Genomic DNA, 21,550 nt, shown 5'->3' with positions numbered 1-21,550 from the left:
CAAAATGACACAGTCTCTGTCGAATTTTGGAGGTGCGAAACGAAATGAGCAAAAACTTTGTACAGCGAATAGTATTGTCGGCATGGGTGCGTCTATCCCTGGCGACATTGATCGCCATCAGCGGGATGTTCCCGGTGCTGCAGACGATGCGGGTGCAGGCCGCGCCGGATCCGGCCTTCCATGTGTCGGTGACCGGTAACGTCTACGGTCTGCGTGCGTTAAGCGTGGAAGACGGAACGATAGATCACCCGTATATCGTGACGAATGCGGAACAACTGGACGCGGTCAGGAACGACTTGAACGCGTATTATGAGCTCGGGAGCGACATCGATCTGTCCGGGATTGCCAATTGGAGACCGATCGGCTTGGGCGATTTCGGTCTGGCATCGCCGTTCACCGGACATTTTGACGGGCAAGGTCATACGATTTCGGGACTGAAGATCTCGGATAACGGTTTCGGCAACGTCGGTTTGTTCGCGGTGATCGGAGGCGGCGGGGTTGTTCAAGACCTGGTCTTGTCCGACGTTCATGTTGCGAAGTCGGGCTTCTTAGGCGACACGGGTGCCTTAGCCGGCCAATTGTCTGGCACGGCGAGCCATATTCGGGTATCTGGAGGGACCGTTGCAGGCATCAATAACGTAGGCGGACTTGTGGGGTCGACCTACGCCGGGGCCTTCATAGAGACGAGCAATACCGAGGTGCGTGTAGAAAGTGACGCGAGTAGCTCCGGCAATAATGCTGGAGGGCTTGTCGGTTCTTTAACCGGCGGCACGATCAACGCGTCTTGCTCGACGGGCGAGGTCGTAGGATACTATTACGCCGGTGGGCTTGCGGGGATGATTAGGGACAGCGAGATCAATGCGTCTTGCTCGACGGGCGCGGTCAGCGGGAGCTACGACGTCGGAGGACTTGTGGGGATGATCGAGAACAGCGCGATCAACGACAGCTATGCGACAGGTGACGTCTCGGGAACGGACAGTTTTGCTATGGGCATCGGCGGGTTGATCGGCGGGGTCAGTTGGACGGGGCATTCCACCGCCACGAACGTATATGCTTCAGGGGAAGTGGAAGGCCCTGAGGGCAGCATGACCACCGGGGGACTTATTGGCGATAAGTTTGCCGGAGCTACGCTGACTTCCGCATTTTACGACAAGGAAAATACCGGCCAATCCGATCGAGAGGAAGCCTCCGGAACGCCGGTGACCTCTGCCGACATGGCCAAGGAGACGACCTTCGCCGGGTGGGACTTTGACACGCTGTGGCATCTGGACGACCGGATCGGATCGCCGACCTTCCTGCGGGACGACAACATGGCACCGATCATGAGCGGCGCAAAGATATCGAATGATACGCCGAATCAGGTTTCCGTTTATTTCCCCGAGACAATCGAAGCGGAAGAAGCGGCGATTGCGCGGTTTCACGTTTCTGTGAACGGTGACGAAGCACTGATTGCCGGAACGCAGCTGAACGGAAAAGAGCTGCTGCTGACGCTGGGGGAACCGGTGTTGAACGGTCAAACCGTTACGGTCGCCTATACGGACGGCGATCCGGCCGTCACAGACAAGGCACACAATCGGATGGCGAACGGAACGATCCAGGCTGACAATGAGGTGGAGCCTCATGTGGCCATCGTTTCGTACGCCCCGGCGGACAACGCGACAGGAGTTGCGGTGGACGAAAAGCTCGTGCTGACGTTCAACGATTCGGTGGAAGCCTTGCCGGGCAAATTCATCTATCTGATGACGGAAGGGGGCGCGGTTGTCGAAAAGATTGAGGCGAACTCCCCCAACGTGCAGGTCATGGGTAAAGTTGTTACGATCAAGCCTGCTGCTAACCTGCTGCCCTTGGAGGGGTATTACGTGCTGATCGATGCCGGCGCGTTCCGGCATGCGGTGAACGACGTTTACGGCGGCATCGCGAAGCCGACGACGTGGAACTTCATGACGGCGGCGAATCCGTCCGCCAAGTGGGTCCCCGCCGGACAAGCGGGTTTTACCGGAGGCAAGGCGAGCTCGCCAGCGCTGCAGGCGGGCGTGGACGGTACGTTGTATGCGTTGTTCCGGGACCAGGCGCATGGCGGCAGGGCGACGGTCATGAAGCTTGGCGCGAACGAGGCGGAATGGTCGCCGGTCGGTAGCGCGGGTTTCTCGTCCGGGGCGATCGGCGTTCCGTCGCTGCTCGTCGACGGCGACGTTCTATATGCCGCTTTTGGAGTGGTTGGCGAGAACAACTCAGCCTCCGTCCATGTGATGAAATACGAGCTCGATGGTGCGGGAGACTGGACGCAGGCGGGAAGCCCCATTGCGGTCGGCATCATAAATCCGGACCTGTTAATGGATCAGGATAGCGCCCCGTTTCTTCTCGCCCACGACGGCGCTGTTCATATCGCTTACCGCGACGGAACGGTAACCGGCAAAATGACGGTGAAGAAGCTGAACGGTAGCGGCAACTGGGAAACGATTGGCAATGCCGGTTTCTCCGCGGGCGACATCTACGACCCGTCTCTGGCCGTCATGGGCGGCGCGCTGTACGCCGGCTTCACCGATTATACGTTCGAAGCGGGCTACGGCGCCACCGTCATGAAGTTCAATACGGTGTCTGGGCGTTGGGAGCTGGTCGGCCCCCGCGGATTCACTTCGGGCAACGCGTTCGATACATCCCTCGTATCGGATGGGAGCCGGTTGTATGTCGTCTATGGGAATTCCGTCCGCAAAGCTTCCGCCATGACGTTCGACTCCGCCAAAGGAGAGTGGGTAACGGTCGGCAGCGCAGGTTTCTCTGTCGGCCAAGCCTATGGGATAGCCGCGACGGCCGCGAACGGCGGGTTGTACGCCGCCTATCAGGACGCGGGACGCAGCGACCGCATCACCATGATGAAATACACGGGCAGCGGATGGGTTGCGGTCGGGACTGCAGGTTTCACGCCGGGCAAAGGCTTCGCTCCGTCCCTGATTGTCCATGGCGGCGTACCCTACGTCGTCTATGAGGATCGTTCTGCCGACGCCAAGCTTTCCGCAATGAAGTACGGGTCGTTCAATCTGGCGCCGAAGGCCGCGAATGTCAGAATCGAAGGGACGTTGCGGGTAGGGCAAACGGTTACGGGGGAATACGATTTCACGGACGACGAAGACGACGAGCAAGGCGAATCGCTGTACCGCTGGTATATGGCGGACAACGAGCAGGGCCTTAATCGAAAGATAATCTCGGGAGCGACGGAGCGGACGTTGGAGCTCACAGAAGGTCTTGCGGGCAAGTACTTAGTCTTCGAGGTGACGCCCGCGGCAGCGCAAGGAACGCCCCAAGGGACAAGCGCGGCCAGCGCGCCTGCCGGACCGGTCGCTTCCCTGTCAGCGCCCGCCGCGCCGAGCGTCACGGCGGACGATGTTTTGAACCTGATCGTCGGAGCCGATGCGACGATGGAATACTCGACGGATGGCGGAACCACATACACCGCCTACGATCCGTCGAACCCGCCGACGTTCCCGGGGAATGTTACCGTGAAGGTGCGTGTAGCGGCGAATGCAGTGACGGGAACGCCAGCCGGAGCGGACACGACACTGACTTTCACGACGAACCCGCCAGCGCCGTTGAACCTGACCAGTACAGCGGGCGATCGTCAAGTCACCTTGAACTGGAATGCTGTAACAGGAACGGTCAGCTATGCGGTATACAAATATGAAGGGGCAACAGCACCGGCAGATCCGAGCGGTTGGGTTCTCGTGCAAACGCATGTCACGGCGACCACGTATACGGTGACCGGCTTGACGAACGGAACGACTTATGCGTTCGCAGTGACGGCCAGCAATGCGGGAGGAACGAGCGATTACTCCGCAATAACGACGGCGAAACCGACCGCAGCGTTGCCGCCCGCACCGCCAGCGCCGTCGAACCTGACCAGCGCCACGGGCGATCGCCAAGTCACCTTGAACTGGGACGCTGTAACAGGAACGGTTAGCTATGCAGTGTACCAATACGAAGGGACAACAGCACCGACAGATACGAGCAATTGGGTTCTCGTGCAAGCGAATGTCACGGCGACCACGTATACGGTGACCGGCTTGACGAACGGAACGACATATGCGTTCGCGGTCAAGGCGATCCATGAGGGAAGCACAAGCGATTTCTCCAATATAGCAACAGCGACTCCGCGAGCATCCAGCAGTAATGGCGGTTCCGGCGGGGGCGGTGACGGGGGTTCCAGCGGAGGCGAAACAGGAATCATTACGTCGACCAACGGCGCCATTACCATTCCTGCCGATAGGGCCGGAGAAGTCAGTCTGGACCGAGAAATTATCATCAAAGTTCCGAATGGAGTCGCAGAGCAGGAACTGCGCATCACGATCGAAGGGTTGAACGGTACATCTGACCTCCTGACGGATCAGGAAACACTCGTCAGCCCAGTATTTGAGGTCTTGAAAAACTTCAGCGGCAACTTCAAGAAGCCGGTTAGAATATCGATCAAATTCGATCCGACCAAAGTCGGCAACAATCAGAAAGTCGCCATCTTCTACTACGATGAAGAGAGGAAAACGTGGATTGAAGTCGGCGGCATAGTCAACGGCGAATGGATCACGGCTGAGGTTGATCACTTTACCAAGTACGCCGTTTTGGCAATTGACATGAAAAAGAATGATGGAGAAGAAACACCTAAGCAACCAGACTCATCGTTCACCGACATTGCCGGTCATTGGGGCGAGAACTCTATCATTCGAGCGGCGGCTCAAAAGCTTGTGAGCGGTTATCCGGATGGAACGTTCAAGCCGAACAACCCGGTTACCCGAGCCGAATTTACGGTCATGCTGGTTGGGGCGCTGAAACTGGACGACACAGGCGCGGCGCTTACCTTCACGGATCAGGACAAAATTGGTTTCCGGGCCAAACGGGCGGTAGCTCTTGCTGTACAAGCGGGAATCGTCAGCGGTTACGATGACGGCAGCTTCCGACCAGACGCGCAGATCACCCGCGCGGAGATGGCATCCATGATTGCCAAATCGCTGAAGGTGCATCTTGATTCGAATACAACAACCCGCTTTACCGATGACGAAGACATTCCGAAGTGGGTGAAAGGTGCGGTAGAAGCCATTCGCAAACTGGGTATCGTTAGCGGCCGCGGCGGCAACAAATTCGTTCCAAACGACACGGCAACGCGGGCGGAAGCGGTCGTCATGCTGCTCAGAATGCTGGAAGTTCGGGAGCAAGAATAGATCAATAAGCAAGAATAGATCAATAAACATCAAGGGCAGACCTAACATGATTTTACTCAGTTGGGTCTGCCCTTTCTTTTGAAGTCGCAAAGCAATACATTCATGAGACTGTTCCAACGAATGTGGTCATCGCTTTCGAAGGGATGGCCCTTTTTCATCTTTATAAATATTCTTCATGACGTTCGTATGACAGCACCACCATAATAACAGATTGGCTTTCTTCTCGCAGCGGTGTTGCCATGTGAGGATGGAGCTGATATTTATGTATCCCCATTTGCCTATAATGTTAGGCCGCAATCATTTTATGAATTTGTTCTACGGCTTTTAATACGAACACATTCGGACTTAGCCGCAATGGAGTGTTGGCATGCTCTGCGGCAAGGTCTTTTTTGTTTTTTTCAGCTATTACACAAATGCATAAAAGGTAGCGCTGGCTGTCGTTCTCCCCCTCTGTTTTGGCTTGCCATCAAACCAAAATGGAGGGACTTGAATGAAAAGGATGAATTTGCGGGATATGTATCCTTTTTTTAAGACGGATGTATGGGTTGATGTAGATGAAGAAGTTGCTCATGAAATCCGCCTCTTCGACTTGGAAGAAAGCGCCTACAGGCTGCGAACGTATCGCCATCGGGCCTATTATTCGCTTGATCGCAACGACGGGATTGAGCAGCATGTTTTATTTCTTTCGATTTCACCGGAGGAGTATTACGAGCGCAAACTTTCACGGCAGAAGAACGTAACAGCCTGCATTCTAACACCGAAAGGCAAAGAGATTCGGACTTTCGGTACGATGACCGATGACTTGATTCAGATGGCCGACTGGATTAAAAGTCATCGTTGTACCCACGTCGCGATGGAAAGCACCGGCGTCTACTGGAAACCGATCTATAACCTGTTGGAGCTGGAGGAACTTCAAGTCATGGTGATAAACGCCCAACATATCAAAGCGGTGCCGGGACGCAAAACCGATGTAAAAGATGCCGAATGGATCGCTAATTTGCTGCGGCACGGTCTGCTGCAAGGCAGCTTCATTCCCAATCGCGAACAACGCGAATTACGTGAATTGGTTCGCTACCGCCGAAGCCTAATTGATGAACGCTCCCGTGAAGTGAGCCGGATTCAAAAAGTGCTGGAAGGAGCAAACATTAAGTTGTCCTCCGTAGCGACAGATACACTTGGCGTATCAGGACGGGCTATGATTGAAGCCATGATTCAAGGAGTGGAGGATCCCAAGTTCCTATCCGATTTAGCCAAAAAACGTTTAAAGAATAAAAAAGCCGACCTTGAGCGTGCGTTACATGGCATGATTGGGTCCCACCAAAAACTGATGCTCGGGGCTCAAATAAAGCATATAGATTTCCTTGATGAACAAATCACCAAGATAGACGAAGAAGTAAGGGCTCGCATGCTCCCTTTTGAGAAAGACTTGGAGAGATTGGATACCATTCCCGGAGTTGGCCGACGAAACGCTGAACAAATTCTCGCGGAAATCGGTACCGACGTTAAGAATCAATTCCCATCTGCTGCTCATTTGTGTTCGTGGTCAGGGATGACTCCAGGTAACAATGAAAGTGCCGGAAAACGAAAGTCCGGTCGAACACGAAAAGGCAACAAGAAACTTCGTCATGCTTTAGTCGAAGCAGCACGAGCAGCTGCGAGAACCAAAAATTCGTACCTTTCTGCACAGTACCATCGGATTGCTGCCCGGAGGGGAGCGAATCGAGCCGCTGTCGCTGTTGGCCATACCATTTTGACCATTGTTTATTACCTTTTGGTTCGAGAACAGGATTACGTCGAACTTGGAGCGGATTTTTACGACCAACGTCGAAAAGACATTGTAATCAAGCAATCGATCAAACGCCTAGAGTCTTTAGGAGTCAAAGTAAGCATCGAACAACCGGCCTAGTTTGATGCTGGACAAATAAAAGTTCTCACAAGGCCCTTCAAATGGATGAGCAAGGGTCTAGTTTAGGATTGCCTTAAAAGGTACTGTCAGTGTATCTAGATTTTCAAGATAGGTTACTTTCTAAATTCAGGTTAATAAGTTGTTCAGATGCTACTGAACAAGATACTTGTACGGGAAAGTTAATACTAGATTTACAAGTTTATTTTCCGAATTTTTGATGCTGCGCTATCCAGAAATCATTTATATTTTCGGGCGTTAGCCGTTCCCCTATCGTACGGAAGGTTCATATTTTATATGAACCAAAACCCGGAGGAAATCGTATGCCTAAATCAGACGTTAGAAAAAAATGCGCAAATCGAGCACATCGCCAGTGCCTGCGGCATCAAAAACTAACATGCAGGAACAAGCAGAGACCGGCTCGAAGAGGATGCAAAAAAAATAAGCATACGTCTGTATCGATCCGCCGGTTAAAGGCCTGCCGCGACAGTGTGCTTGTTTATGGCTCCGACAAGAAAAGATGCATTCACCCTGTTCTTGTCGATCGAAAAGGGCGAATCCTGGTACGTCTCATTCAGCCCATACCGTCCAGGATATTTCGGGAACGAAAGTTTACCGACATCGAGGTCCAGCCTGAATGGACGTTTCTGCCTTCGCAAGAGACTGCCAGACAGATTACTTACTCCTATGCAGTGATTAACCTTAGTGATACACCCGTTTCCGTACGGGTTGAAATTGGCCCTGACCGCGAGCATTATACAACGGATCGCGAAGAAACGGTCCCCCCCGGTCAAACTATCGTGATGGTGCCGACCCGTTTTCTTCGGTTTACACGAGTCGCCTTGCTGTCGCAGGATCAGGACAAAACGGTTCGGGTGGATGTGTATTACCAGGCGCAGTCCTCGGCATAGCATCCATTCCGAACGGCCAACCGCCTCTTTTTGGTAGGGAAGACACTCACACAAACAACATTTTCCACCTCGTCATATTTTGAATGAGGCCTTTATGGCCTCAATCAAAGGAGGGGAGAATACATGCCGAACTTTTCAGCTTTTAACACGAATGCCGACGATCTGCGCACATTAATATTCGGTAAGGACGGAAGTACAAGCAGAGCGCTGGCAGTCGACTCCAATGCCCAATTATTGGTCGGGGGAGCTACGATTACAACAGGGACCCTCGCTGCGGTACAAAGCGCCACGATCGCTGGCGGGACGCTAGATGCCTTATCGGGAGCGACGATTACCACCGGAACGCTCGCCGCCGTTCTTGGGACGACCATCACGACCGGTACTCTCGCAGCGGTACAAAGTGCAACGATCGCCGGCGGTACGCTAGATGCGTTATCGGGCGCCACGATTACCACCGGAACGCTCGCTGCCGTTCTTGGTACCACGATCACGACCGGAACGCTCGCTGCGGTGCAAAGCGCAACGATCGCTGGCGGTACGCTGGATGCCTTATCGGGAGCCACGATTACCACCGGTACACTCGCTGCTGTGCTGGGCACCACGATAACTTCGGGGACCCTTGCAGCTGTGCAGAGCGCAACGATTGCCGGCGGGACGCTGGACGCATTGTTGGGCGCCACGATCACCACGGGTACCCTCGCTGCTGTGCTAGGCACCACGATTACGGCCGGGACGTTAACGGCGGTAGAAAGTGCGACAATTACAGCGGGTACGCTGGACAGTGTGACATCGATATCCCAGAAGAGCTTCCTGGAAATTCCCAACACCAGCGTTGCGACCGGGGATACCTTCACACCGCTCGCGACGGTAACCACATCGGTGTTGGGCACCTATTCTTTCTTTATTTACAATGCCGGACCCGGTTCGAACACAGCGGATGCGCAAATTGAAATCAGCGCCAACGGGACGAACTGGTTTGTGGATGTGAGCACCGCAAGTCCGATCAGTGTCGGATCGGTCGATGTACTGGTACCCAAGCGGTTCCTGAAGTATACCCGACTTTCCTACAAATCCACGACAACCGGTCAATCGACCACCATTGATGTGTACTTTAATGCGCAAGGAACGTAAATTCGGAGGGAGTACATGGGATTCCATGTGCTCCTTTCTTAAAGAAAGGAGTTCATCATGTCCGATCCTCTATTAGGAGTTCACCTGATCGTTCGAAATGAAGAAGATCAACTCGCCCGTTGTCTGAAAAGCATAGGCCACATCGCCGATGAACTCATCGTCGTCGATACAGGATCTTCGGATCGTACGGTAGACATTGCCCGCACCTTCGGGGCAACCCTGCTCTCGGCCGTTTGGGAAGACGATTTCGCCCAAGCACGAAATGTAGCCTTATCCCACTCGATGGCTGAATGGGTCCTCGTGATCGATGCTGACGAAGAGGTCATTAAGGGCACGGACCGTTTACGGGAATATCTTATGCAAACGGATGCGAATGCCTTGACGGTGGAAATGGTCAATCGTGTGGGCAAGAAACCTTGGGAGTGCGTGACCTTCCATCCCGTACGTTTGTTTCGACGGAGGGAAGATCAGGGTTACCATTTTGTCGGTCGCATCCATGAGCAGATCGTCTCGTCAGATGGACAGTGCATCCCGGGGAAGGAGATCGCAGCCTCTCCTTTGATGCTGCTCCACGACGGATATTTGCCCGAAAAGTTGAAGGAGAAACAAAAAATCGAACGCAATTTTCATATTCTGAACCGCATACTGGCACAGCAGCCGCAGGATCCCTTTCACCTCTACAACCTCGGGATCACCTACTGCCAGATGCGAAACCCGGAGAAAGCTTCCGAAATGTTAGCATTAGCACGTGAACATACGCCTTTGGAGGCGGCCTACCGACCCACGCTGATTCGCGATAGCGCAAAAATTGAGATCGAGCTTGGCCGCTTTGAAGAGACGATTCAGCTGCTTCAGGCGGAAATCCGCAGATATCCCGATTACCCGGACCTGCATCACCTCTTAGGAGACGTATTAGCCAATACGGGGCGTTTGCAGGAAGCCTATGAGGCCTACCGTAAGGCAACACAATGCAAGGAACTGGCTCAAAAGTATGTTACAGAAACAGGCATTGGCGGGTTTCGTACGCTCCATGCTTTAGCGCGGATCGCTCGAAAATTAGGTTCGCTGCAGCAGGCAAGCGAATGGTACGAGGCATGTGTGACCGACCAGCCCTTATACGAATCCGGATTGGCAGAGTGGACCGATCTCCTTCATGAACTTGGCGTATCGGACGAAACCATTCAGGAACGGCTGCATGCGGTCACCGCATCGGCTTGTGAAGACAATCGGGCGCTGCTTGCCCGTTTGCTGACGCATGTTGGCGCCTACGCTGAAGCTTTAGGCCTGCTGAAGACGATGGAATCCCCGAGCCAGGAGCAAAAGGGGCTCTTCGCCGAATGTTTGATGCAAACCGGCCAGTTTTGCGAAGCGTTCGAACGTTTGCACGAACCGGAATCGGGTTATTCGGAAGGATCCAGGGCCCGGGTGCTGGATTCCGCTCTCTGCCGCTGGAGCGAAGAGCTCGATTTGCCTTACCGGTTTTATAAGCATTTGTCGCCCGATGAGCAGCGGATTTTTGAATGGCTCGACCGCTACGTTCAACAAGGGGAAATGAAGGAAACGTTTGTCTGCGACTCCTCCATCCGCGAGGTGGTACCTGAGTTAATGGAGCGTGCCGTTAAACGTAAACTGACACGCATCGCCCACAAACTATCCCGGTTGGATGTTTCCTTTCCGCTTCTGTTAGCAAAATCCCTATATCGCCATGGTTTTGTTCTCCCGGCAGCCGACTATTTGCTCACATTCATGAAAGACGGAACGTTAGATGGGGAAGGCATGTATTTCCTCGGGGAAATTGTCTACGACAAAGGGCATTACAATCATGCGATCGCGCTCTTCGAGGAAGTGCTGAACCAGGCCCCCGATCACGCAAGCGCGCGAATTGGCGTCTCGTTAAGCTACCTGCAGATGGCAAGAAATCTGCTCGTGGAAAGTCTGGAAAAGGCGCCACATCACCATGTCTTTCATCAAGATTTGCAACGGGTGGATACGAGCATCCGGTTGCTTGAGGCGACCGGATGGCATACGAGTTGGCATGCCGCGGAAAGGAGGAACGAACATGCCTCACCCCCGGATTTCGCTGTGCATGATCGTTAAAGACGAAGCGGACCATCTGCAGCGTTGTCTTCAAAGTGTGAAGGCGGTTGTGGATGAAATGATTGTGGTCGATACCGGTTCCTCTGACGAAACACCGGATATCGCTCGCGCGTTTGGTGCCCATGTGATCGATTTCCCCTGGAAAAATGATTTTGCCATGGCCCGCAATGTGGGATTGGATGCTGCAACGGGCCAATGGATCTTGTTTTTGGATGCCGACGAAACGCTTGATGAGGAGGATCAGGAAAAGCTTCTTCTTTGTGCACAGCATACGGAATACGATGGTTTTTTTATGAATATCCACAATGTTGTTGGCGATGGAAACCAGGGAACGTCGATCAACCCGGTACTCAGGATGTTTCGCCGGGCGAAGGAGCACCGGTTTGAAGGGCGGATTCACGAGCAAATCGCCGCGAGCATTTGCCGCCATAAACCGGACGCGGCTTTTCATATGAGCCAGGTAAAAATTCATCACGATGGATACCGGGACAGCGTGATCACGAAGAAGAACAAGGTGAACCGGAATCTGCAGCTTTTGCTGAAAACGCAGGAAGAGACCCCGGACGACCCGTTTCTTCTGTATAATCTTGGCGTCGAATACCTGCGAATCGGGCAAACCGAACAGGCTCTTCAGGCTTTTCACAAAGCACGTGCCGGAATTTCTCCGGAGGTAAGCTACGCCCATTTGTTGGTGAAATGCGAAGCACGATGCTTACAGGCGCTTGGAAGGACTGACGAGGCGATCGAGCTTTGCGCGGAAGGCTTGGTACAGTATCCAGCCTACACGGATCTACTGCATATAAAAGGAAGCTGCGAAATGGCGCTTGGGAGAATGGAAGCTGCGAAAGCATCGCTTTTCAAAGCGTATCAGCTTGGCCCGGCGCCAGAAGGCTTTCACACGGAAGAAGGTGTCGGAACGTATCAAACCTGTTATACGCTCGGATTGTTACATGAAACGTTATGCGACTATAGCGTCGCAGCAGACTGGTATTTGGCTGCACTGCGGGCAAAGCCGAGTTTGAATCCTCCGCTTTGCCGATTATTTCGGTATATGAAATGTAGAGGGCTTGAACATGAGCTCTACACCATCATTTTGCATCGATTGAACATCCGCTCGCCGGAACCGATCAGAAAAATCCTCACATTGCTGCTTGAAACCGGTTGTTATCATACCGTCTCCCTGCTCATACAGAAATGGAAACCACGTCTGCCAGAAGAATTGCCTGCTCAGGTTACGATTACCCGCAAGTTGCTCGGAGGCGATGTAAAAGGGGCACAGCGGCTTCTGAGACGTCTGCGCAGTACGCCACAAAACAAACGGACCGTGGAACAAATGAAAGGTTGGGTAGACTGGCTTCGCAGCAAAGAAGAGGTGCAATCGTTTCCGGAACGCGTCCCCTCGGAGGAGCTTCCGTTTGCCGTTCGTATCGCATCGGCGGCAGGTAAAAATCCTTTACCCATCCTGGAAACCTGGAAACGGCTGCTGGACGTGCGGGAGCCTTGGAACGCGCTGGAGGCCAAACGTTTGATTCGAACGGCCATTCATCTTGCGGATACTCGGCTGGATTACTGGAAAGGAGCACCCGAACAGGCCGGGTTGATCCGGGCTTCGCGACTGGCGGCTCCGTTTGAAGACGGATTTTCATAAGGGGAGAGGATCTTGGACACGTTAGAATTAACTTTGTGCATGATCGTCCGTGACGAAGAGAGGCATCTCGACCGCTGCCTTCAATCCGTAAAATCGTTGGTGCGGGAAATGATTGTTGTGGATACAGGATCAACCGATGGAACCCGTGACATCGCCCGCCGGCATGGTGCCACCATCATCGACTTTCCGTGGAACGAGGACTTTGCTGAAGCCCGCAATGCCGGGCTAAAGCATGCGACCGGCCGATGGATTCTTGTTTTAGACGCGGATGAGGAGCTGGGTGAGATGGACGCCAAGTCCCTCCAACACCTGATAGAACAGCCGGATGTGTACGGCTGCCATGTTCAAATGATTAACTTCATCGGCGCCCAGCCCGGAGATGAATATGTGACGGATTCGGTGTGCCGTTTGTTTCGTAACGATCCCCGTATCGCTTACACCGGACGGATTCATGAGGATATCGTCCCGTCGATCGTCGCCATCCCCGGCTCCCAGATCGCTTATGCCTCCCTTACGGTTCGCCATTACGGGTATTTAGACGAGGTGTTGGAACGGAAAAAGAAGAATGAGCGCAACCTGGCCATCCTGCAGAAAGTAGTGGAACAAAGCCCTGACGATCCACGCATGCGGTACGCACTCGGAACGGAATATTTTCAGACGGGCGATTATGCGCGTGCACTCCACATTTTTCAGCCCCTAATCCCCCAAACACCGGTATTCGCCGGATTCACGTCGGACCTGGTGTTAAAAACGGTGTATTGCCTGCGGGAAACCGGACAAGTGCAAGAAGCGTTGAACCTGACTGACGAGGCCTTGTTGTTCTATCCCGATTTTACGGATTTATGGGAGCTCAAAGCAACGATTCACATGGAAAGCGGGTATCTGGAACAGTCGCTGGAAGCCGTCATGCAAGCGTTGCAAGCCGGGCAAAACCCCTTGCAATATACGACCTCATCCGGTTCGGGGACCTATCGCAGTCGTTATTTGGCCGGAATGATCTGCGAGCGGTTGTTTCGCATGCAGGATGCGATCAGCCATTATCGAAAGGCTTTGGAGTATTCCCCCGGTTATAGTCCCGCTTGGCACCGCTTCGCATGGGTCTCCTTTGGACTTGGGACAGAGGAGGAGATGTTTGATTTCTTAACCGAGCATGAGGGGCGTATTCCAGAACACGTCCGGAATGTTTTGCTGGAAGCGGCCGTTGAAGCCAGAAGAAGGGAAACTTCCGCGAGATTACTGGGGCAGCCGGGTACCTGGCCAGTGAACCCCATCCTCTACGCCTGTTCCCTCATTCAGAACAACGAGGAGGAACAAGCCCGCTTGTTCCTGCAACAGTTGGCGGAACACCCTGAATACCGTACGGAAAGCCATCTTTATCTGTGGGCACTTTCGATGAAAGAAGACGATTGGTCGGCTGGAATGAAGCAGATCGAGCGGCTTTCCATTGCTGATCCTTCGTTCTCGGCGGTCGAGGCTTTGCTGAAGGGGGATCCTGTTTACACCCTTCCGTTATCCGCCTGCCGCAGATGCCAGCAGGCACTATTGCGAAGCGGCGCATGGCGGGCGCTTCTTCATTTCCTGCGTCAGCTGCGGCCCGGTTTGGCGGTTCCTTGGCTCCCCGTCCGAATGATGACCGCATTTCTGACCGCACCACCAGAATGCCGACAGAGCCTCGTTGAACTGTGCATCGAACGCCAAAACACGATTTCTTTCGAGGAAACGATCCTGGCTGGTGTGATTGCGCATTCGGTGGGTGATTTCGCTAAAGCCGTTACATGGTTTCAAGCTGCCCGCAGGTTGGATGCCGGTCGTCTGGAACCGTTGGCGGGTTTAGCGGCCAGTTATGTGGATATGGCAAAGCGCAGGTACGGTAACTTTGTTCTTCCATTACAAATCACCCCGCCATTGTGCTTGATTGGTTTTTGACCGATAACAGAGGAGGTTTTCATTCATGCCCACCAGTTATTATCAGGCGATCCCGCAGTTGCTGGAACAGATCATGGCGGAACAGCCGCGTTCCATTTTGGATGTTGGGGTCGGCTTCGGAAAATATGGACTGCTTTGCCGTGAAGTACTGGAGGTTCCCTTCGGGCGGTATCATAAGGAACAATGGCATGTAATCATGGATGGTATTGAAGTCTACGAGGGATATCGGAATCCGATCCATGAACATGTGTATAATCAAGTTTATTATGGGAATGTCCGCGATTTGTTGGAGAGGCTCCCCAACTACGATGTGATTTTACTCATCGATGTTTTGGAACATTTTCCGAAAGAGGAGGGGATTGCTCTTCTTCATCATCTTTTACGCCACACGGAAAAGGTACTCATCGTGTCCACCCCCCTTTATCCGTCCAACCAGGGGGAGTATTTGGGAAACATCCACGAAACCCATCGAAGCCGGTGGCATTTATTAGACTTCCGTCATTTGGAGTGCAGTTATCGTTTGATCGAAACCAGCGATGGCGGGGCCCAAATCTTCACGTTCACACCACCATGTGCCGCATCGACACCGACAATCGATTTCATTTGGGAGAAGCCTTCCGTTCGACATGCCAAGCGGCTTACTTTAGGTTACCTGTTACCGCATCCGCATCTGACCGGTGGAATGAAAATTTTGCTTGAGCAGATGTACCACCTGAAACGGCGCGGTCACCGCATACACGCTTTTTCTGTCGGAGAACCGGGAGATTCCGTTTTGCCGGCATGGTCCCACGTCGAAACGGATGAAGCCACCCTGATCCCAAAAGGCCAAAGCGTTTTCCCTTATTTTGAACATTGCGATGCCGTGGTTCTCGGATGGATAAGTCAATTGGAGGGCAGCCAAAGCAGCCGCGTTCCGCTTCTCTATTTGGAACAGGGTTATCCCTGGCTGTTTAATGATATCGCACCGGAACACTTTGCCACTGTTCGCAACTCTCTTCGCGCTTTGTACGCCGAACCTGTTGCGATTGCCTCCGTATCTCCGGTATTGGCGGACACCTTGAAATCCCGTTTTGCAAGAACAAGCCATGTGATTCCAAACGGCATCGATACAAACCGCTTCCATCCCGGCGAGCCTCCGGGGAACGGGACGATTCTGCTGGTCGGTGCGTCAAATGAACGTTTCAAGGGGTTTGTGTTTGCTCTTCGGACCTTGCAACTTGTCTGGAATAGGGGAGCGCGCTTTAACGTGCTCTGGGTTTGTCAGTCACCGCCGAAACTAAATGGATTTTCGTTTCCCATCAAATTTATCATGAATCCCCCGCAGACGGAGCTTCCTCTTTGGTATCGGCAGGCGGACTTTTTGCTCTTCAGCTCCGAATACGAAGGGTTTGGCCTTCCTCCACTGGAAGCTATGGCATCGGGGATTCCTGTCGTATCAACGAACTGTGGCGGCATCAATGTATACGCGGAACACGGGGGAAACGCCCTTCTTTCGGAACCCGGCGATATGGAACAATTCGCCGGGCATATCATTTACCTTTTACAGAATCAGGACGCGCGGCGGCAAATGGGGGAGAGGGGCCGAAACCTGGCGTTGAAATATGATTGGGCTCAAATCGTCCCCAAGCTTGAGAAAGCCCTTCGGAAAGTGGCTCTTTACGGACAATCTGAGCGGACTTGAAGTGGAGTTCAATCAAGGGGGGCCTTGAAGTAAGAAGGTGGAAATGAAAAGGTGAGGGATGAAATGGGATGGAATGATGAATAAGAGCGGTAGTTTGTTGTCCCGCAGTACCTTGTTCCCTATAGCTTTACGCTGGTTACCAAAGTCCATTGCCTCCAAAAGGCAAGTGGGCTTTGTTTTAATGGAGATCCGCAATGATTTTTTCTAACATATCACCGTAGATGTTGTAGATTTTCATATGTATGCTGAAATTTTCCTCAATGAAGATAGGGGGAGGTGACTAACCTCCGTCCCTCTTACACCACCGTACGTACCGTTCGGTATACGGCGGTTCGTCTAAATGTCCGGTGATTTAAGTCAGTTCCAGCCGTCTAACTGGAATGCAAAATGAGCAAAGCCACCAAGCCAGCGCCGAAATGAGCAGGCCTGACACCGCCTCCGTCATCACGGATTTCGTTTTTTGGCATGCCGACATACCGGTTTGAGGGCGCTTTTTCCTAAACCGGCACAACCTTTTCAAATTTTGAACGGTTGCCGTCAATAGCGCCTGTTCCTGCATGCAGTCGAGTCCGCGGCTCCGTGCGCGAACCATGCCATGCACAACTTTGCTTTCAGCAAACACATGTTCACAGCGGGTTCGCAACTTTTGCAGATGACGGTAAGAACCAGTGAGTGAATCTGTTTGGCTCTGTTTCGGATTTGGACTTCCTGGATTTTCGCCAGCCGCTTGCGTTGTCGTTCCGGATCGTTCGTTTGACGCTTGTAAATCGGTACATCCTCAAGTGTCAGGTTACGCAGAGAAACCAGTGGGACGATCCCTTGCATGAATAGGGTTTGCAGATAATCACTCGTACCGTAGGCTTTGTCAGCAGAAAGCGTTCGAATCCGGATTTGTGGATGGGCAAAACGGATCGCGGAGAGCTGCCGCAAACTCGTCTCACGCTCGGCCGATCCCGACGCGATGCTCGCTTGTGCAGACAGAATGACGCCGGACTGGACATCCGTCACATGGTGCACCAAATACCGCAAATGCGCTTCCTGACCGTTGCTCTTTTTGTACAAACGGGCATCCAGGTCCGTCACGCTGCGGTGGGTCTTGTTCGAGAAGGTTTTGCCATGAAAATCTTCATGAGTTGCTGCATCTTCCAGCCGCCGCTCTTGCTCCGCGGGCGGCGGCGTCGGCGGGCTATCGTCATCGGAATCATGGGTGGCGCAATCGGTCTGTTCATCTTGCCGGGCCATGCGAGCCAAATAGTCCTCGATCGACTCCACCGGGGCCACGACGATTTCTTTCAAGCTGTGGATAGACGCGTTGGCGCGTACTTGGGTGCCGTCGACGCCTGCATGCACATCGGATTGGACCAATCCGGCAGCGATGCACTGATCGACGACATGTTTCATCAGCGTTTCGAAAATGCCGTGTTTTCGCCATAATTTCCGAGTCTTCACCAAGGTCGTTCGATCCGGCAGGGACGGCCGCGATGGATCCGGGCGCAAGACGGATTTGAAATCCAGTCCGCAAAACCATAAATAGCCTGCATGCATGGGCAGCAGCTGGTACAATTCCCGTTCAGAGTGATTGAACAAATACGAAAGCAGCATCAGTCGAATCATCCGCTCCGGGTCAGCCGCCGGGCGGCCGGTACGTTCCGTATACAGCGGCGCCACCCAATCATGAACGATGGAAAAATCAAGCGCTTCGTTCAGTTGGCGCAGGATGTGCTTTTTCGGCACGAGTTCATCCATATCCACGAATTGGAACATCTGAGGCTGGATGGCCGATAACTTACGAGCTTTCATGTTCAATCACTCTTTCGATTGTTTGTTACAGTATAAATTCGGCAAAACCGTGGTAAAAACCTGCTTAGGCGGACTTTATCGCCGGACTTTTAAAGGAAGAACAGTTTGGCGTGCTGTGGCGGTTTAATCTTCGCGATAAACTGAAGGAAAAAGGATTTGATTTTGAGCGGGAGTACATGGTCTTGGAGGTGTGCAATCCTGCGGAAGCGAACAGAGTCATAGTGAAAATGTATTGGCCGGGTACTTCCTTCCATGTAAAATTGTGGTTTATGAAGTGGATGGAAAGACCAAAATCGGCATGCCGAAACCGAGCGCATTCATAAATATGCTGGAGGATGATGTTCTGGCGGGCATTGCTGCCGACGTGGAAGCGCGATTGATTGGTTGAATCAATCGCGCCGCGAATCCATGATTTGAAAAAAAAGAATTAGTTGGAGCCAATGGTCACTTTTCACCAGGAATCGTTCAGCCGGTCTCGCATGTATTTTGGGGCGAAATCCACACCACACGCGGGATTCCTTTACATTTAACATTTAAGTTTTGCTAGGCTTTAACTTGTACCTCCCCGTATTGGTCAGTTGAACACGGATTCGTATGTTTCGTAAAGAATCCTCATGCAGCACAAAATGATTTTCGTCTTCAATCCGGTGCCATACCGAGGGATAGCGTCGAAACAACGACTCGCCCAGATTATAAACATCGACCTTCCGCTCAAAGCCTTTCCGGTAAGTATGACGGATTTGTTCTTCAATCTTTCGTTCGGTCAGATCGATCAATTCTTTCTCGGACATTTCCTGATGCAATTCGTTAATACCTGCCTTTACCGTTACCTCGACGTCAAAATAAACGCGAAGATCTTGAGCCGACGGCTTGATGCGCACTTTTGGCTTCTCCATGACCAATACAGCCGCTAACGATTTTCCACGTTCGAGAGAAAGCGGCACGCGAACCGTCTTTTTATGCATCCAGGGCAATCCCTGCAAATCGTCCGGATCCAATTCTCCATGGTACCGATTGTTCCAAAACACGGTTATACCTGCATATTCTAACAACGGATGCGTTTTTCTACTTACTTCCCACTGATTTTTCTCAATCCGTAGAGCAGGCAGGTAACTCATCCGCGAATCTTCTTTCAGCGTCATGACAAATTGATACAACCTGATCGGTGAAATGATCGATCGTTGCCGATACTGGTCCTCCGGATTGTGCAAAATGGACATCATCGGAGACTCATTAAAGAACGGAGTCGAGTTGAAAATATCTTCAATCGATTCTTTGGTACTGAAAACCCAAACCAAATAGCGGATTTCCCTGTAACGGTTCAGCAAATCCAATACATCTTGAAATTTATTCTGTTTCAGAATGTGTTCGCTGAACACGAGCGTGGAAACATGCCCCCAAAACACCCTTTGTTGCGACGTTTCATATAAATTGTTTGCCGCTTCCGTAAACGATGCGCCTGTGCCTTTACCAACCCATACAGGCGCTTCCCTCGATTTTTGTTGTCCTTCCAACTTGGCGACGCTGGAAAAATCAATAAGTTGCAAATACACAATGTACTTTCCGTCACGATAATCGAACCCGATGGCGGTTGCATAACTAATATTTTGAATTTCCTTAATATTCCAGCAACCGGTCGTGATGACGAGTAAAGCAATCAAGATTCCTGTTATTTTCATGCCTTTCATTTTGATTGTTCTCCCCGGTTTGTATCGTCAATCGTATGAAGCATCTCCGGACGCTTTCTCTTCCACGCTAATGGCAACCGAAACAAAGCATGCGGTAAATCTTTAAAAAACGGAGGAGACATCGGGGCCAGATACGGAACCCCGAAAGACTGAAGAGACGCCAGCAAAACCAGCAACAAAAATACGCCGAGAAAAAAACCGTATAAACCGAATATGCAAGAAAATATAAACAGTATGATTCTCAGTATGCTCACCGCACCTCCTAACGCCTGATTGGTAAGTGTTGCGCCGAATACATGCGTGATCGCGCCGATGATCACGATTCCGGGCGACAAAATTCCGGCTCGAATGGCTGCATCGCCCAAGATTAAGCCTCCTACAACGGTAAGTGTCGAACCGATAGAGGAAGGAAGGTGAACGCCGGCCTCGCGCAACATTTCAAGAAAAATGAGCGCAAGAAACATCTCCAGGCCGGTGGATAAGGGGATCCCGAGACGATTCACGGTCAGCGTCGCCAGCAAGTAAAATGGAAGCTGGTCTTGATGATAAGAAAGCAGGCAGAGCCAAAATGCGGGAAGCATGAGCGACACGAATAAACCTAACAACCGCAACATTTGCCCGAACGTTGATGACAACGCTGTAAAGTGGATGTCTTCCGGCGTTTTGATCAGGAGCAGTAAGTTGGCGGGGCCAATTAATGCCGCCGGCGTTCCGTCCACCAATAAAACAAATCGCCCGTTCATCAAACAGTTGACGGTAAAGTCCGGTCTTCCGGTATACGCCATAAGCGGAAATAGCGCCCATGTCGGTTCGATCATTTCTTCAAGTTCCGTAGCGCTGAATACCCCGTCAATGGTTATTTTTTGAAGGCGTTGTTTCACCTCCTGTATGACCTTTGGATCAGCTATATCGTACATATACATCAATCCGATCCGGGTTTGCGTACGTTCGCCAAGCACCATTTGCTCATAGGCTAACGAAGGCGATTTAAGTCGTTTGCGGATGAGCGCGGCATTGGTGGCCAACTCTTCCACAAAACAATCCTTGGCTCCCCGGACGGAGACTTCGACATTGGATTCTTCCGGTTTTCTCGCCGGCAGCTTGGCAATATCAACGGAACAGATGACCCGAAGCGCGGGAATATACATAAGCAATTTGCCTTCAAAAACATGTTGCGTCGCTTTCCGTTGCCAATCATCATCCGGCAGACGTTCCAGTTGAAGCTGACTCGCCGTTTGAAGCATGCCCGCGTCCGTAAACCCGTATGTTTCATAAAAACGTTGCAACCGAGGGAGTACCACCTCATGAATCATATGCTGGCTGTCGCTCATCCCTTCGCAGAAGACGAACAGTACGCTTGAACGTTCCTCCAGTGCGTTCAAGGTGTATGTATGATGCTTGACATCGGCGCAACGGCTGAACAAATTTAAAATAGCGGAAGCATCGGCCAGTTCAACGGATGGACGTTCGGAAGTTGAAGTGTATGGTTGAAAAGAGCTGTCAACCGACCCGGACGATGGTCTAAAAATAAACTTCTTCAACCACCTTTTTAACATAGGAA

Annotated in this window: 10 protein-coding genes and 2 pseudogenes; 9 read left to right on the top strand and 3 right to left on the bottom strand. The window is 52.2% G+C overall.

Annotated features, from left to right (window positions below):
• Positions 1 to 44 precede the first annotated feature (44 nt).
• The 8 genes from NYE48_RS16880 (at position 45) to NYE48_RS16850 (ending at position 16,501) form a co-directional block, all read left to right on the top strand.
• The gene (locus tag NYE48_RS16880; RefSeq protein WP_251536416.1) at positions 45 to 5,204 is read left to right on the top strand and encodes a DUF4073 domain-containing protein; all 5,160 of its coding nucleotides are present in this window, start codon (positions 45 to 47) and stop codon (positions 5,202 to 5,204) included.
• Between the two features lie 490 nt (positions 5,205 to 5,694).
• Positions 5,695 to 7,110: an IS110 family transposase gene (locus NYE48_RS16875; protein WP_251536418.1), complete on the top strand. Its 1,416-nt coding sequence runs from the start codon at positions 5,695 to 5,697 to the stop codon at positions 7,108 to 7,110.
• Positions 7,111 to 7,430: 320 nt separating this feature from the next.
• The gene (locus NYE48_RS28260) at positions 7,431 to 8,018 is read left to right on the top strand and encodes a DUF6385 domain-containing protein (RefSeq protein ID WP_251536420.1); all 588 of its coding nucleotides are present in this window, start codon (positions 7,431 to 7,433) and stop codon (positions 8,016 to 8,018) included.
• Between the two features lie 123 nt (positions 8,019 to 8,141).
• Entirely contained in the window at positions 8,142 to 9,149 is a 1,008-nt protein-coding gene (locus NYE48_RS16870; RefSeq protein ID WP_251536422.1) for a DUF6385 domain-containing protein, read from the top strand.
• 57 nt (positions 9,150 to 9,206) lie between these two features.
• Complete coding sequence (locus NYE48_RS16865) at positions 9,207 to 11,246, top strand: TPR domain-containing glycosyltransferase (RefSeq protein ID WP_251536424.1); 2,040 nt, start codon at positions 9,207 to 9,209, stop codon at positions 11,244 to 11,246.
• The gene (locus tag NYE48_RS16860; RefSeq protein WP_251536426.1) at positions 11,209 to 12,894 is read left to right on the top strand and encodes a glycosyltransferase; all 1,686 of its coding nucleotides are present in this window, start codon (positions 11,209 to 11,211) and stop codon (positions 12,892 to 12,894) included. The genes NYE48_RS16865 and NYE48_RS16860 overlap by 38 nt, the downstream gene beginning before the upstream one ends.
• A 12-nt stretch (positions 12,895 to 12,906) precedes the next feature.
• Complete coding sequence (locus tag NYE48_RS16855) at positions 12,907 to 14,820, top strand: tetratricopeptide repeat-containing glycosyltransferase family 2 protein (RefSeq protein ID WP_251536428.1); 1,914 nt, start codon at positions 12,907 to 12,909, stop codon at positions 14,818 to 14,820.
• Positions 14,821 to 14,845: 25 nt separating this feature from the next.
• Complete coding sequence (locus tag NYE48_RS16850) at positions 14,846 to 16,501, top strand: glycosyltransferase (RefSeq protein ID WP_251536430.1); 1,656 nt, start codon at positions 14,846 to 14,848, stop codon at positions 16,499 to 16,501.
• Positions 16,502 to 16,853: 352 nt separating this feature from the next.
• On the opposite strand, the pseudogene NYE48_RS16845 reads toward NYE48_RS16850, so the two are convergent.
• A pseudogene (locus NYE48_RS16845) lies at positions 16,854 to 18,301 on the bottom strand (transposase).
• Positions 18,302 to 18,378: 77 nt separating this feature from the next.
• Here NYE48_RS16845 and NYE48_RS16840 point away from each other — a divergent pair.
• A pseudogene (locus tag NYE48_RS16840) lies at positions 18,379 to 18,689 on the top strand (DUF302 domain-containing protein).
• Positions 18,690 to 18,834: 145 nt separating this feature from the next.
• Here NYE48_RS16840 and NYE48_RS16835 read toward each other — a convergent pair.
• Together NYE48_RS16835 and NYE48_RS16830 are read right to left on the bottom strand one after the other, a co-directional pair.
• The gene (locus tag NYE48_RS16835; RefSeq protein WP_251536432.1) at positions 18,835 to 19,989 is read right to left on the bottom strand and encodes a Ger(x)C family spore germination protein; all 1,155 of its coding nucleotides are present in this window, start codon (positions 19,987 to 19,989) and stop codon (positions 18,835 to 18,837) included.
• On the bottom strand, positions 19,986 to 21,545 hold the full coding sequence (locus tag NYE48_RS16830) for a spore germination protein (protein WP_251536434.1): 1,560 nt from the start codon (positions 21,543 to 21,545) through the stop codon (positions 19,986 to 19,988). Before NYE48_RS16830 ends, NYE48_RS16835 begins: the two co-directional genes overlap by 4 nt.
• Between the last annotated feature and the right edge of the window lie 5 nt (positions 21,546 to 21,550).

Source organism: Paenibacillus sp. FSL M7-1455 (genome assembly GCF_038004655.1).
GTDB lineage: Bacteria > Bacillota > Bacilli > Paenibacillales > Paenibacillaceae > Paenibacillus_AQ > Paenibacillus_AQ cookii.
This window is presented reverse-complemented; position numbering and strand designations above follow the sequence as displayed.

Coding starts and splice junctions, on each gene's coding strand:
- NYE48_RS16830 (WP_251536434.1), bottom strand. CDS start 21,545: ATGTTAAAAAGGTGGTTGAAGAAGTTTATTTTTAGACCATCGTCCGGG.
- NYE48_RS16865 (WP_251536424.1), top strand. CDS start 9,207: ATGTCCGATCCTCTATTAGGAGTTCACCTGATCGTTCGAAATGAAGAA.
- NYE48_RS16870 (WP_251536422.1), top strand. CDS start 8,142: ATGCCGAACTTTTCAGCTTTTAACACGAATGCCGACGATCTGCGCACA.
- NYE48_RS16880 (WP_251536416.1), top strand. CDS start 45: ATGAGCAAAAACTTTGTACAGCGAATAGTATTGTCGGCATGGGTGCGT.
- NYE48_RS16835 (WP_251536432.1), bottom strand. CDS start 19,989: ATGAAAGGCATGAAAATAACAGGAATCTTGATTGCTTTACTCGTCATC.
- NYE48_RS28260 (WP_251536420.1), top strand. CDS start 7,431: ATGCCTAAATCAGACGTTAGAAAAAAATGCGCAAATCGAGCACATCGC.
- NYE48_RS16860 (WP_251536426.1), top strand. CDS start 11,209: ATGCCTCACCCCCGGATTTCGCTGTGCATGATCGTTAAAGACGAAGCG.
- NYE48_RS16875 (WP_251536418.1), top strand. CDS start 5,695: ATGAAAAGGATGAATTTGCGGGATATGTATCCTTTTTTTAAGACGGAT.
- NYE48_RS16850 (WP_251536430.1), top strand. CDS start 14,846: ATGCCCACCAGTTATTATCAGGCGATCCCGCAGTTGCTGGAACAGATC.